Genomic DNA, 16072 nt, shown 5'->3' on the forward strand with positions numbered 1-16072 from the left:
AACTTGGAGTGACTTGATAGTGTATCTTTTCCATTTTTAAGTTAATGATTTATTGAATGCTAATCTAAAGGAGTGGCGAATCTATGATTCGTTGTATCGAGAACAGCTTTGAAATTTTAGATTCTACACATCAAAGTAGTTCTCGATACAATCCGCTTGGACGAATCACTTGAACTGACGCTTGAGTAGCATTTGAAAATAAAGTATCTTTAACTAGTTATGAGTTATGAGTTATGAGTTGTTAGTAGTGAGTGATAAGTCAAGAGTGAGACAAATCAATACTTCGGCAAGCTCAGCATAAACAAAAAACAAATTGACAAATCAACAAATAAGAAGTTTAAGAGTTTATAAGTTTACAAGTTTAATCTTTGAAATAAAGAATAACGTATCATATAACCAGCAACCATTAACCAAATCTAAAAGCGCTTTAGCGCAATCTAAAAGCAAAGCGGTCTAAGAGATTCCTGCTTTCGCAGGAACAAGTCTAACAGCGATAGCGTATCTAACAATGAAACAACGAAAACATTTCAAAAAAATAAGCGATTACCACAAATTTGCAAACATTGCTGCACCCGAACATCCACTGATCAGTTTAGTAGATTACAGTAAGGTGCAGTATGACGCCAACATAGAAGATTTGCAATGGATGCAAGATTATTATACAATTGGACTCAAACGAAATATTCCATACAAATTCTTCTACGGACAGCAAGCCTATGATTTTGATGAAGGCTTAATGACATTTATTGCACCTAAACAAGTAATGAGTTTGGAGAACAATCCGAATATAAATAGCAAACCATCAGGATATTTACTGTTGATTCATCCCGATTTCCTATGGAAAAGTTTATTAACCACACAAATAAACCAATACGAGTTTTTTGGATACAGTGTAAACGAAGCGTTATTTCTCTCTGAAAAAGAAGAACAACAAATCATTGCTATTTTACAGAACATTGAACTAGAATATCAATCGAATATTGATAAATTCAGTAGTAAAATCATTATTGCGCAATTGGAGTTACTATTAAACTATGCCGAACGTTTTTATGAGCGGCAATTCATCACTCGAAAAATTTCCAATCACAAAATACTAGGACAATTGGAAACCTTGTTGAATGCTTATTTTACGGATGAAACCACTCTGGAAAAAGGCTTGCCAACGGTACAATTTGTAGCAGATAATTTAAACCTATCGCCAAACTATCTCAGCAGCATGCTAAAATCCTTGACGGGACATAGCACGCAGCAACACATTCACAACAAACTCATTGAAAAAGCAAAACAACAGCTATCGACAACGCAACAAACCATCAGTCAAATCGCATATAGCTTAGGATTTGAACGACCAGCATCGTTCACCAAACTCTTCAAAGCTAAAACTGAAATGTCTCCTATGGAATTTCGAAAGATGTTTAATTAAGTTAGATGTTAGTATTGAGAAGTTTCAAATAATAAATGTATATCTACACAAACAGATTGCTATAAGTCCTTAAAGTGATATGTCAAAGTTTCGATCGTCAGTTCGAGTGATTTTCAAAGAAAATAGTATCGAGAACAGTTTTTAAATTCTAAATGCATTTCGACAGGCAATAGGTTTTGGGAAATTAGGAATTAGTGCTGTTTCAAACGGTAATCAATTTTTAAAAACAAACAGATCAACATCAGAAACGTCACTACGAGGAGTTTACGACGTGGTAGTCTGTTTATCGTAGTGCATTTTTTTTTTTGAAGTAGCAGATTGCCACGTCACTGGCGTTCCTCGCAATGACGTATCATATATCATTTTAAAAAATCAATACTTCGACAAGCTCAGCATAAACAGAAAATACCGTATCATATTACCAGCAACCAAGTCCAAAAGCGCTTCAGCGCAATCTAACAGCGTAAGCGAGTCCAAAAGCACAAAGTGCAAGTCTAACAGCAAAGCGATACTAAAAGCTCCAGCGCATCTAAAAGGCAAAGCCGAGTCTAAATCTACATCATCCCAGAAAAGAAAATCGCATTCATCAACAACTTATTCGTTCCGTACCAAAACGCTCTAAAATTAGTATTATCGGTAAATACAATCACGCGTCCACGTCCCATACGTGCCGTTTGAAAAGGAACACTATTCTTCAAATGCTCCAAATTCTCTTCCGAAATATAACCGCTAAGTAGAGGCGAATTCGTATACTGAATCGGATTATGATAACTTTTCTCATTAGGATTCACAAAAATGGTCGTATTACGAAACATTGGCAATTCGTCTTTTAAATACCCAAAATTAATAGGATGCGATCTGTCAATCTTCGTATTAAAAATTGCACCACCAATCACTTGTGCGCCATTATGGTCTTGTCGTTCTTCAAACGAAACATTCTTTGCAGGAATGCCCGTTTTCTTAATATCTAATTTGATAAAATTATTTTGACTCAAATAACGAACGGCATTTCTATATCCAATAATAGTTCCGCCATCTTTTACCCAATTTTTAAGTTTATTCGTAATCTCTTTTCGCAACGAATACGCATTCGGCAAAATAATATGTGTGTATTTGGACAGATTCATATTATTAAAATTGCGTGTATCTAGCTTTGTCAAAGGAATCTCGTAACGTTGATCGAACAAATGCCAGATCTCTCCAGCGTCATACGAAGTAATATTATCGCCGATCATCATAGCAACTTTCGGTGTTCTAATCGCTTTAAAATTATTACTTCCCAAATCAATTCCTTCGGTCAAACCAGAAGAAACTGCCGTAATGTTGAGGTGACTTTCTTTTGCAATACTTCGTAAAAAAGTACGCATTTCTTGCAAATTCAACACCTGATTCTGCACAGGAACCATCACAGTTCCATAATCGTACGTAACACCTTCTAAAGTAAAAGGTTTCATAGCAACTTTGGCGCGCAATCCTTTGGCTCTGATTTTAGCTAAAGCTTTAGGCGAATAATATTCGTTCCACTCAAAAACAAAAGCATACTCTCCAGATCCGTTGAGGTTTCCGGTTGGCGCTTGTAAATCGGTAATTTCACTTCCAGCGTTGCTTAATGATGGCAAATCGTTGTATGATAAGTTGAATGCCAATGGAAACGTCCATGCCGAAATATCGTAAAACAAACTGTCTTGAAACTGTGTGCGTTTCTCAAAAATCGCATTGATCAATCGGTGTTGACGTTGATTTCTTGGTACAATATAACTTGCACCTTTCTTATACTTTGTACCACTCACAGTAACATCATTGCTAACTTCGTGAATGGTAATCTTATGTCGTTTTAAAATTTCGGCTAAGTGATACGCTTTTGCCGCGTCTTTGGTATCTCCAAAAATATAGCCTTTCGCAGTAGTACGCGCCGCTTCTTTTCTTGCATTTTCATAGAATTGTCTCTGATATCGCAGAATAGTTGTGCGCATATTTTTAGCAGCTTCTAGCGTAGACAATGCCGCAGTAAATTGATTTCGAATGGCAAACGGAAATGTCACCAAACCATTTGAACTCTCCTGAATGTGTCCGCGGGCACTTCCTTGTTCAAACAAAATTCCGATACTTCCATTAATATCTGGGAATGTAGAACCTTTTCCATAATAAAAATCGTCAAAACTCTCTTCGGTATAATACAAAGAACCAATCTTATCAAAGGCTTTGGCGTGATAGGTTGCAATCTCTTTGGTTAAATCCTGATTCATCTGTGGCGTTAACGGATGTGTACGTGATGGAATTCCAGGCTGAAAAAAGAACGTGGAATTTGAACCCATTTCGTGGTGATCTGTCAAAATATTTGGCATCCAATTATGAAAAGTTTTAATACGTGCTCTCGATTCCGGTAACTGAACAGGCAACCAATCTCTGTTCATATCAAACCAATAGTGATTCGTACGTCCGCGTGGCCAAGATTCATTAAACTCTCTATCTTGCGGATCGCTGATTAAGTGCTCGCTTTTGTGCATATTTACCCAACCTGCAAAACGCTGCAATCCATCAGGATTAAAAGAAGGATCTAGTAAAATTACCGTATTCTTTAACAAAGTATCAATCTGAGTTCCTTCGGCAGCAGCCAAATAATAGGCAAGGAGCAAAGCAGCGTTACTTCCACTAGCTTCGTTTCCGTGAATAGAAAAACCTTGATATACTACAATAGGCATGTTTGCAATTTGTGCATTGGCGCCACTTGATTCTGTCAGTTCAACATGCTTTTGGCGAATATCTTCAATATTCTGATGATTCTCTGGCGAAGTTATAGTCAACAATAACAACGGACGATCTTCAAACGTTTTTCCGCGGTCTTCCATCGTAATTCGATCTGAGTTTGCCGCCAAAACTTTCATATACATTACTAACTTATCATGCGTTACGTGCCATTTCCCAACTTCATGTCCTAAAACACTTTCTGGTGTCGGAATAGCTGCATTGTACGTAACATCTTTAGGTAAATAATAGGAAAGAGAAACTTTCTCTTGTGCATTCATTGTCAAAAAACTTAGACAAAATACAGCAAGAACAAGGTTAGAAAATCGAAACATATGTTTTTTGAATTGGTTTGAAACACAAAAATCAACTATTTGTTGCCCAATTCAAAACGGGAAAACCGTATTTAACAATTTTTATGGTTGAAATTGGTTTTTAATTGCTAGGTGTGAGATGTTAGTATTGAGAGTAGACAAGTAAGAAGTTTACTAGTTTAGTCTTTGAAATAAAAAATAGTGTACCATATTATCAGCAACCTAAATTCGAGTAAATCTACAAAAGAGTATACACAAAAACATTCGTGAATTCGTGACAAAAAACAATACTTCGACGGGTTCAGTGTAAACAAATAAGAATTTTCATATTATAAGTTTACGAGTTTAGTCTTTGAAATAAAAAATAGTGTATCATATTATCAGCAACCTAAATTCGAGTCAATCTACATAAGAGTATACACAAAAACATTCGTGAATTCGTGACAAAAACAATACTTAGACATGTTCAGCGTAAACAAATAAGAATTTTCATATTATAAGTTTACGAGTTTAGTCTTTGAAATAAAAATAGCGTATCATATTACCAGCCATCAAAAAAACAAACAAACGAATAAACAAATCAACAAAAAAACTATATTTGCACCACTAAAATTTTATCATTAAAATGAAAGCTGGAATTGTAGGATTACCGAACGTTGGAAAATCAACCTTATTTAACTGTTTATCGAACGCGAAAGCGCAAAGTGCAAATTTTCCATTTTGTACCATTGAACCCAATTTAGGAGTGGTAAATGTACCAGACTCAAGATTGGAAAAGTTGGAAGAATTGGTGAATCCGCAACGTGTATTACCAGCAACTGTTGAAATCGTTGATATCGCAGGTTTGGTTCGTGGAGCAAGTAAAGGAGAAGGACTGGGAAATCAATTCTTAGGAAACATTCGTGAGTGTAATGCTATTATGCATGTATTGCGTTGTTTTGACAATGATAATATTGTGCACGTAGATGGAAGTGTTGATCCAATTCGCGATAAGGAAACAATTGATATTGAATTACAGCTTAAAGACTTAGAAACGGTTGAAAAACGTTTAGAAAAAGTAAAAAGAGCTGCCAAAACAGGAAACAAAGAAGCGCAAAAAGAACAAGCGACATTAGAAAAGTTTAAAAACTCTTTAGAGCAAGGAATTTCTGCCAGAGCTGTAGAAGTTTCCGAAGATGAAGAAGAGTTAATGAAAGGTTTTCAATTGTTGACGGCAAAACCAATTTTATATGTATGTAATGTAGATGAAGCTTCAGCAAAATCTGGAAATGCATATGTAGAAAAAGTACGCGAAGCCGTAAAAGATGAAGATGCTGAAATTATTGTATTGGCTGTTGGAACGGAAGCAGATATTGCTGAATTGGAAGATTATGACGAACGTCAAATGTTCTTGGAAGATATTGGTTTGGAAGAACCAGGTGTTTCTCGTTTAATTCGTGCAGCATACAAACTATTAAACTTACAAACGTATTTTACGGCAGGAGAGAAGGAAGTACGTGCTTGGACCATTAAAATTGGTTCTACGGCACCACAAGCTGCGGGAGTAATTCATACAGACTTCGAAAAAGGATTCATTCGTGCAGAAGTAATCAAATATGATGATTATGTAACGTATGGAACAGAAACCAAAGTAAAAGAAGCAGGAAAACTTTCTATAGAAGGAAAAACATATGTCGTAGACGATGGAGATGTGATGCATTTCTTATTTAATGTATAGAACATTGTAACATACAGATCGACACTATAGTATCTAAAAACCTTCAAATTAAATTTGAAGGTTTTTTGTTTTTAGATAGAATTCAAGTAGCTTTAAGAACTAAAATTCACAAGAGCCAAACTAAAATTTATGTCCCTGAAACACATAAGTTTTTCTTTTCGTAAAGTATTCAAAACCTAAACTTTATTTGCTCTCTAGTAATACTGCAAACAATATGAAAATCTTTCACGTTACCAAAAGACGTATGTATAGTTTTATTGAATCTGATTTGTCTCCAATAGAAAGTACGGAAGAGTATGACGCTATTAAAGAACAAGTCAAAGAATTAAAAGATACGGAATTTGAAAACAGATTAGATCATTTTACAAGGTCTTTGGAATATCATCATAAGCGACATCAAAAAGGAGAATTGTTTGAAGATTTTATGAAACAAGAATTTCCAGCACCAACGATACGAGTATGTAGCTTGTTTGTCGATTTTGAAAAAGATAATTACGATTTCATGAAAGTACTGGCGAAAAATACCAAAAAATCGGTACAAGAGCTCGCTGACTTTATGTGGAAAAATAAAATGTATTTTGAAGATTATGTAGATGCGAATACTGGTGAAATTAAAAGTATTACTTCTCGAAGTTATGACGACACTTTTAACTTTAGCAATTTTCCATCAATCATAAAATTGAGAAGATTACGAAAGATGAATGTCATGTATGTTACGGATGAAATTGTTGATTTTACTACAATTGCAGATGAAAGCTTATTTTTAGAAAAACTAAATATTTCGGCATTTAGACAAGTTAAAAAAGTAATTCTTACAGGTGGTATTCAAGAATGTATTATTGATTTTGTAGAAAATTTGGAATTGCTAGATTGTACAAGAATTGACCCGCGAAACTCCCATTATTTTTCAAGTTCATACAATAAAAATAACGGACCTTGTATCATTACGGAAGCACAAAAACAGCATGGAGAACCTTTTACTAAATTCAGATGGAAAAAAGAAACCGTTCCTTCAACAACAGAGGAAATTCATCAGTTGGCAAAACATTACAATTGGGACAACGGAAGTAAGTTTTTAAAATGGGCAATCAAACAACCAAACTGTGACAAAGGAACGGCGTTGTTGATCTATTGGCTTGGTTCGCCCGAATGGTATTCGCAATTTGCTTCCAAAAAAGAAGTGGATTCATGGGCGCAAGATGGTTATGCGTTGTTAGCTGCCATTGAAAAACGTATGAAAAAAGATGATTTTAAAACCTATAATTACAAATTCAATCTTGATAAACACCTAGATAATAAACCTGTAAACTATCCAGAAAATAAAGTAAGAGACATTCCAGCATACATGATGGTAAATGATTAAATACCAATTTATGGTAAAAAAATACGCTTTCCTTAAAACACAGAGACTAAAAACACTATGAAAGACTTTTTCTTCAGATTACAAGATCGCATTTACAAATTCATTGAAAATGACATAACTCCCAAAGAAAGTAAGGAAACGTATGCGGCGCTAAAAGCAGAAATTACTGAATTAGATAAGTCAGACTTTAGAGAACATTCCAATCACTTTGTGCAAATGCTTGATTGTCATCATAAACGACATGTAGATGGAGTATCGTTTGAAGACTTTATGAATATGGAATTCCCTGAGCCAACAGTACGCGTAGGAAGATTGCCAGTAGATTTCAACGAAGAAAACTATGACTTCATGAAAACGCTGGGCAAAAACACAAAAATGACAGTACAGGAATTGGCAGATTTTATGTGGTGGAATAAATATTATCCGCAGTTCAATGTCGATATTGATACGGGAGAAATTATTCAAATAGATACCAGAAGTAAAGGAAGAACGTTCAATTTTAGTAAAATTCCCAATATTTCAAAATTGAAAAAACTCAAAAAAGTTAATATTTCACATGTAACTGATGAAGTGATTGACTTCACAAAAATTGCACCTAAATCATTGTACTTGAAAAAATTAGATATTAGTAGTATCACAGAAGTCAAAAAAATAATCTTAACGGGAACGATAGAGGAATGTGAGTTTAATTTTGTGGAAAATCTAGAATCATTAGATTGTACACGAATTGATTTATTAGACTCATACTATTTTACAACTTTTTACTGTAAAAATAACGGTCCATGCATTATAACAGATGCTCAAAAAAATCATCCATCACCTTTTTCTAAGTTTAGATGGAAGAAGGAATTGGTCAAATCAACAGCAGAGGAAATAGATACTTTGGCAGCAGGCTATAACTGGGACAATGGTACAAAATTCTTACGATGGGCAATCAAACAACCGCAGTGTGACAAAGGAACAGCACTTCATGTTTATTGGCACGGCGCTCCTGAATGGTACACGCAATTCAAATCAAAAAAAGAAGTAGATGAATGGGCGCAAGATGGTTTTGCTTTATTAGCAGCGATTGAAAGACGTGTGAAGAAAGATGATTTTGCTTCATACAATTATAAGTTCAATATAAACAAACATCTAAACAATAAACCTGTAAACTATCCAGAAAATAAAGTAAGAGACATTCCTGAATTTATGTTTGTCAACGATTAAAATAGCTTGTGTAGTTTGAACATTGTAATATGAATGTATTTGACAATGTTGTTATACAAACTTATAATACTTTTGTTGGATGAAATCGAATAGCGCATTTTTATATGGAGTTTGCATTGGTATTATAGGAATCATCTTGTTTTCTTCAAAAGCTGTCATGGTTAAACTCATATATAACTATGAAGTAAATTCCTTAGATGCTTTATTGCTGAGAATGCTGTTTTCTTTTCCCATATACCTTATAATAGCATATCTGTATAGAAACAAAGAAAATCCTATTGCCACAACGCATAAAGATTATGTATGGATACTTATGTTTGGATTTGTAGGCTATTATTTAGCAAGTCTGTTCGATTTTATAGGACTTACGTATATAAAGGCAAGTCTTGAGCGCATCATTTTGTTTTTATATCCTACAATTGTACTGCTGTTGAATCGTTTTTTCTTAAAAACAAAAATATCATCCAAACAACTCCTTGCCATTAGTGTAACGTATATTGGAATCATCATTGCGTTTGGACAGGAAGTTCAATTTTCAGGAACCGAGACATATATAGGAGGCGCATTCATCTTATTAAGTGCATTTACATACGCTTCCTATTTAGTAGGAAGTGGTTGGTTGATTCCTAAATTTGGCGTTGTAAAATTTACAGCATATGTCATGTTGGTTTCTTGTATTTGTGTATTTATTCATTACGGAATAGCGGGAAGTTTTGATATATTGAATTTTCCTTGGCAAGTATATCTATTAGGGTTTCTAATTGCGGTATTTGCAACTGTAATTCCTTCATTTTTAGTGTCAGAATCTATAAAGCATATAAGCTCTTCAAACTTTGCAATTATTGCAGCAATAGGACCAATTTCTACCATAATTTTAGCGGTCATTTTCTTAGGAGAACAACTAAGTTTATTGCAGTATTTTGGAGCACTGATTGTTATTTTGGGAATCGTATTGATCAATCTAAAGAAAAAGTAACTGCCTAAGTTTACTAAACTTTAATTGAATACCTATGAAAATTTATAATGTGATTATTCAATATTAACAGCACAATTCACACAAAAGAACTATAAAAAGTATCAAAAAACATTAAGAATTTTATAAGATAACAGTAATCATTTAGACACATTGCGATCGTACTTTTATGGTATAACCAAAAAATCATATTTACCATGAAAAAAATTACCGTAGTACTCAGTGCATTTTTGTTATTATTTGTAGCAAACACAAATGCACAACAAACTGTTTTAGACGATTTAGATGAAACATTCGATTCGGCAGAAATTATTCGAATTGAAGCAAAAAGAGTCAAAGCAGCTTTAAAGACCTTAACTGTTGATTATTTAGTAAACAACAACGTAAATGCAGATGTAGCGACCTATCTTCAAATTATGGATGGGAGCATGGAAGTAGTAGAAGAATTCAGTGATGAAGTAATCTATTACATCGGACAAGCAGCACAAGGCGATCCTGCTAGCATTCAAAGCAAAGCTTCTCAAATTGAAGGAAACGAAGATTTTGTACGTATCAAAAGTGCCGAGTTGCAAACAGCAATTCAACAAAACGATAGCAATACGGCACGTACATTAATTCGTGAAATCAGAGGTTTCTTAAACACACAAATTCGTTTGGCAAAAGAAATCAAAACAGAAGCGACAGCTTTTAAAGCAGTTGCAATGGTGTATAATGTTCGTATTGAGTTGGTCGACGAGCGTACTGGAGCACCAGTGCCAGCAGGAACATTGCCTGGTTACGGAGCAACAAACCAAGATACAGGCGCAATTTTCTATACAGATTATTACAGTATTGACACATTTGCAAACTTGCCAGCAGGAACCTACCGTTTTGATGCCTATGATGGGTATTTTGATGGCGCATCAAGTGCTGTTGTAACACTAGATCCAAGCTTAGTTGGAAGCGACGGATTTATCGTTGTAACACTTCGTTATTGGTCAGAATAAGGTAAATTCATAAAATATCAAGTAAAAAGCGCAATATTCACAAAAATATTGCGCTTTTTGTTGATTACTTTCAGGGTTACGTGTTTCATATTTTGAATGTAAATAGTATATTAGCATCCAACCCTAATACCACTTCTATTTATGGCACAAAACTCACAATATACCGAAGCAAACATACGTTCACTAGACTGGAGAGAGCATATTCGCATGCGTCCGGGAATGTATATCGGTAAGTTGGGTGATGGCTCTTCTGCCGATGATGGAATTTATATCCTTGTAAAAGAAGTACTTGACAATTCTATTGATGAATTTGTCATGGGTGCAGGAAAAACAATTGAGGTATCCATACAAGGGACCAAAGTAATTGTTCGCGATTATGGTCGTGGAATTCCGTTAGGAAAAGTCGTAGATGTAGTGTCTAAGATGAACACGGGAGGAAAGTACGATTCTAGAGCCTTTAAAAAGTCTGTGGGACTAAATGGTGTTGGTACAAAAGCAGTAAATGCATTATCTACGTACTTTAGAGTAGAATCAACACGTGATGGAAAATCAAGTTCTGCAGAGTTTGCTACAGGTGAGTTAAAAGATGAAGAGTTTTTAGATGAAACTTCTCGCAGACGCGGAACCAAAGTAACTTTCATTCCAGATGAAACTATCTTTAAAAACTTCAAATTCCGTATGGAATACGTGGCAAAAATGCTGCGCAATTATGTCTATCTAAATCCAGGATTGACGATCATTTTCAACGGAGAAAAATTCTTCTCAGAAAATGGTTTAAAAGACCTTTTAGAAGACAACAACAACAAAGAAGACATGCTATATCCTATCATTCACTTAAAAGGGCATGATATTGAAGTAGCTATAACACATAGTAAAACCCAATACAGCGAAGAATACCATTCGTTTGTAAATGGACAACATACCACACAAGGAGGAACGCATCAAGCCGCATTTAGAGAAGCCATTGTAAAAACCGTGCGTGACTTTTATGGAAAAAGCTATGAAGCTTCAGACATTCGTAAATCCATCATTTCTGCGGTAAGTATTAAAGTTATGGAACCTGTTTTTGAATCGCAAACAAAAACAAAACTAGGTTCTACAGAAATGGGAGACGATTTGCCAACGGTTCGTACGTATATCAATGATTTTATCGGTAAATACCTTGATAATTATTTACACAAAAACACAGATACAGCAGAAAAGCTACAACGTAAAATTCTGCAAGCAGAACGCGAACGTAAAGAACTTTCTGGAATTCGAAAATTAGCCAAAGAACGTGCTAAAAAAGCGAGTTTACACAACAAAAAACTACGTGATTGCCGTATTCATTTAGGAGATGTAAAAAAAGACAGACGATTAGAATCTACCTTGTTTATTACGGAGGGAGATTCGGCATCAGGTTCCATCACCAAATCTCGTGATGTAAATACACAAGCGGTATTTAGTTTGCGTGGAAAACCGTTAAATTCGTATGCAATGTCTAAAAAGATTGTATATGAAAATGAAGAATTCAATCTCTTACAAGCGGCGTTGAACATAGAAGAATCTATGGAAGACTTACGCTATAACAACATAGTAATCGCAACCGATGCCGATGTAGATGGAATGCACATTCGATTATTATTAATTACGTTCTTTTTGCAATTTTTCCCAGAATTGATCAAAGAAGGACATTTGTACATATTACAAACGCCTCTATTTAGAGTTCGTAACAAAAAAGAAACAATTTACTGCTACAGTGAAGCAGAAAGAATAGCCGCCATAAATAAATTATCTGGAAAGCCTGAAATCACACGATTTAAAGGTTTGGGAGAAATCTCACCAGACGAATTCAAGCATTTCATCGGTGACGATATTCGTCTCGATCCTGTCATGTTAGACAGAGAAACTTCCATTGAAGAATTATTGAAATTCTACATGGGAAAAAATACCCCAAACAGACAAGAATTTATTATTAACAACCTAAAGGTGGAATTAGACCTTATTGAAGACAAATAGTTGATAACATGCGGTTTAACAACGCAAAATCGAAAAAGTGGGTTCCGTTTCTCTACTTTTTTTTAGGAATAGGAAGCATTCTAGCAATGCTGTACCTTTTTCTTTTTCGGGAAGATTTGAATCAAGCAAAAATGTGGTACGCAATTCCTGCTACACTTATTTTATTGATTCTGATCTTTTATAGTACGGCAAAGTATTTTGAATTTGATAGCGATGGCAATGTACTGACGTTTATCAACAAAGGATTGTTTCTCTCTAATTTTGTCAATTATCGCGAAAGTAGAGCTGAATTTCCTAAAGAAAAACTCAAACGATATCGCATACAAAACTATGGTTTATACAGCTTTTTGTATGTGTATGTAAGATCGAAAACCAACCAAATAAAACGTGTGCGATTTAATATAACCCTATTAAGTACACGCAAAAAAAGAGCCTTAAAAAAATCGCTTGATAAAGTGATAAAGCATAACAACGAAATTTCTTAATGGAAGAACATAACGAAGAACTACATGCTGAAAATCAGCAACATGAAAGCAATGCACAAGACACGATTACCAAAGTTACAGGAATGTACAAAGACTGGTTTTTGGACTATGCATCGTATGTGATTTTAGAAAGAGCGGTACCAGCCATTGAAGATGGTTTTAAGCCGGTACAACGACGTATCATGCATTCAATGAAAGATTTGGATGATGGACGTTATAATAAAGTGGCCAATATTGTTGGACATACCATGCAATACCATCCACATGGAGATGCTAGTATTGCGGATGCCATGGTGCAAATTGGTCAAAAAGACTTGTTGATAGACACGCAAGGAAACTGGGGAAACATCCTTACAGGCGATCGTGCGGCAGCTTCACGTTATATTGAAGCGCGTTTATCAAAGTTTGCTTTAGATGTTGTATTCAGTCCAAAAATTACCGATTGGCAACTCTCGTATGACGGTCGTAAAAATGAACCTGTCAATCTTCCTGTAAAGTTTCCGTTATTGTTAGCGCAAGGTGCAGAAGGAATTGCCGTAGGTTTGTCTACCAAAATATTACCACATAACTTTTTAGAGCTGATTGATGCTTCTATCAAGCATTTGCAGGGAAAACGCTTCCAGATTTATCCTGATTTCCCAACATCGGGAATTATGGATGTTAGCAATTATAATGATGGATTGCGTGGTGGAAAAGTGCGTGTTCGTGCCCAAATTTCGCAAAGAGATAAAAATACCTTAGTCATTACAGAAATTCCGTTTGCAACCAATACAACGTCGCTGATTGAATCGATCTTAAAAGCAAATGACAAAGGGAAAATTAAGATAAAAAAGATAGAAGATAATACGGCTGCAGATGTAGAAATCTTAGTGCATTTGCCAAATAATATCTCGCCAGATAAAACAATTGATGCTTTGTATGCATTTACCAATTGTGAAAGTTCTATTTCACCATTAGGTTGTATTATTTTTGACAATAAGCCTTTATTTATTGGAGTTTCAGAAATGTTGCGACGTTCCACGGATCATACTGTTGAGCTGTTGAAAGCGGAATTGGAAATTCAATTAGGAGAATTGCAAGAACAATGGCATTTTGCCTCTTTAGAACGTATATTTATTGAGAATAGAATCTATCGTGAAATTGAGGAAGAAGAAACTTGGGAAGGTGTAATCAATGCGATTGATGAAGGTTTGAAACCACATATTACACACTTAAAACGTGCGGTAACGGTAGAAGATATTACACGTTTGACAGAAATTCGAATTAAGCGTATTTCTAAGTTTGATATTGACAAAGCTCAGCAAAAAATTGATGCATTAGAAGAAAGTATTGCTGAAGTACGACATCATTTAGCACATTTGATCGAATATGCAATTGATTATTTTAAACGTTTGCAAAAGCAATACGGAGAAGGAAAAGAACGCAAAACAGAAATTAGAATCTTTGACGATGTAGATGCTCGAAAAGTAGTCATCAGAAACACAAAACTCTATGTAAATAGGGAAGAAGGCTTTATTGGAACTTCACTTCGTAAAGATGAATATGTGACGGATTGTGCTGATATTGATGATATTATCGTATTTACACGTGATGGAAAAATGCAAGTAACTCGCGTAGATTCCAAAACATTTATTGGAAAGAATATCATTCATGTTGCCATCTTTAAGAAAAAAGACAAACGTACCATTTACAATATGATTTACCGTGATGGAAAAGGTGGCGCAAGTTACATTAAACGTTTTGCGGTAACTAGTGTAACTCGTGATAAGGAATACGATTTAACACAAGGTAAAAAAGGTTCTATGATTACGTATTTCTCAGCCAATCCAAATGGAGAAGCGGAAATCATTACCATTCTGTTGCGCCAAGCAGGAAGCATCAAAAAACTAAAATGGGATCTTGATTTTGCCGATTTAGGAATTAAAGGAAGAGGCGTAAAAGGAAATATTGTCACTAAATATTCTATCAAACGTATAGAACTCAAAGAAAAAGGAGTTTCTACCTTAAAACCACGTAAAATTTGGTTTGATGACACGGTAAGACGCTTAAATGTAGATGGAAGAGGCGATTTAATTGGAGAATTTAGAGGAGAAGATCGTTTGTTGATCATTAATCAAAAGGGAGAATTAAAAACCATTCTTCCTGAATTGACAGCACATTTTGATAACAATATGATTGTGTTGGAAAAATGGAATCCTAAAAAGCCAATTTCCGCTATTTATTATGATGGTGAAAAAGAACGCTATTATATAAAACGTTTCTTAGTTGAAAATACATCTAAAGTAGAAAACTTTATCACCGATCATCCGAAATCACAATTAGAATTGGTAATGACCGATTGGCGACCAATGGCAGAAGTTGTTTTTTACAAGCAACGTGGAAAAGACCAAAAGCCAAACTTGGAAGTCAATCTAGAAGAGTTTATTTCTGTAAAAGGAATCAAAGCGCAAGGAAATCAGTTGACAACCGATAAAGTGAGACAAATAAATGCGTTGGAAGCATTGCCTTACGAAGAAGAACAAGAAACGCCCGCAGAAGATATAGAAGTTATTGACGAAGAAACGGTACAAGGAGAAAATAGTTCTGGTAATGAACCTCCATTATCTGATGATGGACAAATTGAATTGTTTTAAATTTTAGACGCGCTTTGCTTGTTAGAAACGGCTTTGCCTTTAGACTTGCTTCGCTCTTAGAGTTTTAGAAGTGCTTTCGCTCTTTGATTGCTTCGCTTTTGGGTCGCTTCGCTTTTTGATCGCTTCGCTTTTTGATCGCTTCGCTTTTGGATCGCTTCGCTTTTTGATCGCTTCGCTTTTTGATCGCTTCGCTTTTTGATCGCTTCGCTTTTTGATCGCTTCGCTT

Annotated in this window: 11 protein-coding genes; 9 read left to right on the forward strand and 2 right to left on the reverse strand. The window is 35.0% G+C overall.

The window, feature by feature from the left end; translation table 11 throughout:
- Nucleotides 1-508 precede the first annotated feature (508 nt).
- Nucleotides 509-1423: an AraC family transcriptional regulator gene (locus Q0845_RS27305; protein WP_298521067.1), complete on the forward strand. Its 915-nt coding sequence runs from the start codon at nucleotides 509-511 to the stop codon at nucleotides 1421-1423.
- Nucleotides 1424-1977: 554 nt separating this feature from the next.
- Here Q0845_RS27305 and Q0845_RS27310 read toward each other — a convergent pair.
- Nucleotides 1978-4449 (reverse strand): M14 family metallopeptidase, encoded by a 2472-nt coding sequence (locus Q0845_RS27310; protein WP_298521069.1) that lies wholly within the window; start codon nucleotides 4447-4449, stop codon nucleotides 1978-1980.
- Between the two features lie 658 nt (nucleotides 4450-5107).
- On the opposite strand from Q0845_RS27310, the gene ychF reads away from it, so the two are divergent.
- The 8 genes from ychF (at nucleotide 5108) to Q0845_RS27350 (ending at nucleotide 15846) form a co-directional block, all read left to right on the forward strand.
- Nucleotides 5108-6199, forward strand: coding sequence for a redox-regulated ATPase YchF (gene ychF / locus Q0845_RS27315; protein WP_298521071.1), 1092 nt, complete (start codon nucleotides 5108-5110; stop codon nucleotides 6197-6199).
- A 214-nt stretch (nucleotides 6200-6413) separates the two neighbouring features.
- Complete coding sequence (locus Q0845_RS27320; protein ID WP_298521073.1) at nucleotides 6414-7562, forward strand: DUF4274 domain-containing protein; 1149 nt, start codon at nucleotides 6414-6416, stop codon at nucleotides 7560-7562.
- A gap of 57 nt (nucleotides 7563-7619) precedes the next feature.
- Nucleotides 7620-8771: a DUF4274 domain-containing protein gene (locus Q0845_RS27325; RefSeq protein ID WP_298521076.1), complete on the forward strand. Its 1152-nt coding sequence runs from the start codon at nucleotides 7620-7622 to the stop codon at nucleotides 8769-8771.
- 79 nt (nucleotides 8772-8850) lie between these two features.
- Nucleotides 8851-9747 carry a DMT family transporter gene (locus Q0845_RS27330; protein WP_298521078.1) on the forward strand — a complete coding sequence of 299 codons (897 nt, stop codon included), beginning with the start codon at nucleotides 8851-8853 and terminating at the stop codon, nucleotides 9745-9747.
- 194 nt (nucleotides 9748-9941) lie between these two features.
- On the forward strand, nucleotides 9942-10730 hold the full coding sequence (locus Q0845_RS27335; protein ID WP_298521079.1) for a hypothetical protein: 789 nt from the start codon (nucleotides 9942-9944) through the stop codon (nucleotides 10728-10730).
- 141 nt (nucleotides 10731-10871) lie between these two features.
- Nucleotides 10872-12728: a DNA topoisomerase IV subunit B gene (locus Q0845_RS27340; RefSeq protein WP_298521081.1), complete on the forward strand. Its 1857-nt coding sequence runs from the start codon at nucleotides 10872-10874 to the stop codon at nucleotides 12726-12728.
- A gap of 8 nt (nucleotides 12729-12736) precedes the next feature.
- A complete protein-coding gene (locus Q0845_RS27345) occupies nucleotides 12737-13213 on the forward strand; it encodes a hypothetical protein (protein WP_298521084.1) in 477 nt (158 codons plus the stop codon).
- Nucleotides 13213-15846: a DNA gyrase/topoisomerase IV subunit A gene (locus tag Q0845_RS27350; protein ID WP_298521086.1), complete on the forward strand. Its 2634-nt coding sequence runs from the start codon at nucleotides 13213-13215 to the stop codon at nucleotides 15844-15846. The genes Q0845_RS27345 and Q0845_RS27350 overlap by 1 nt, the downstream gene beginning before the upstream one ends.
- Before the next feature lie 39 nt (nucleotides 15847-15885).
- Here the strand turns inward: Q0845_RS27350 and Q0845_RS27355 are convergent.
- Nucleotides 15886-16072 (reverse strand): hypothetical protein (locus Q0845_RS27355; RefSeq protein ID WP_298521088.1); only part of this gene is annotated, 187 nt, incomplete at its 5' end.

Origin of the sequence: uncultured Kordia sp. (assembly GCF_947489565.1) — a bacterium.
Lineage (GTDB): Bacteria > Bacteroidota > Bacteroidia > Flavobacteriales > Flavobacteriaceae > Kordia.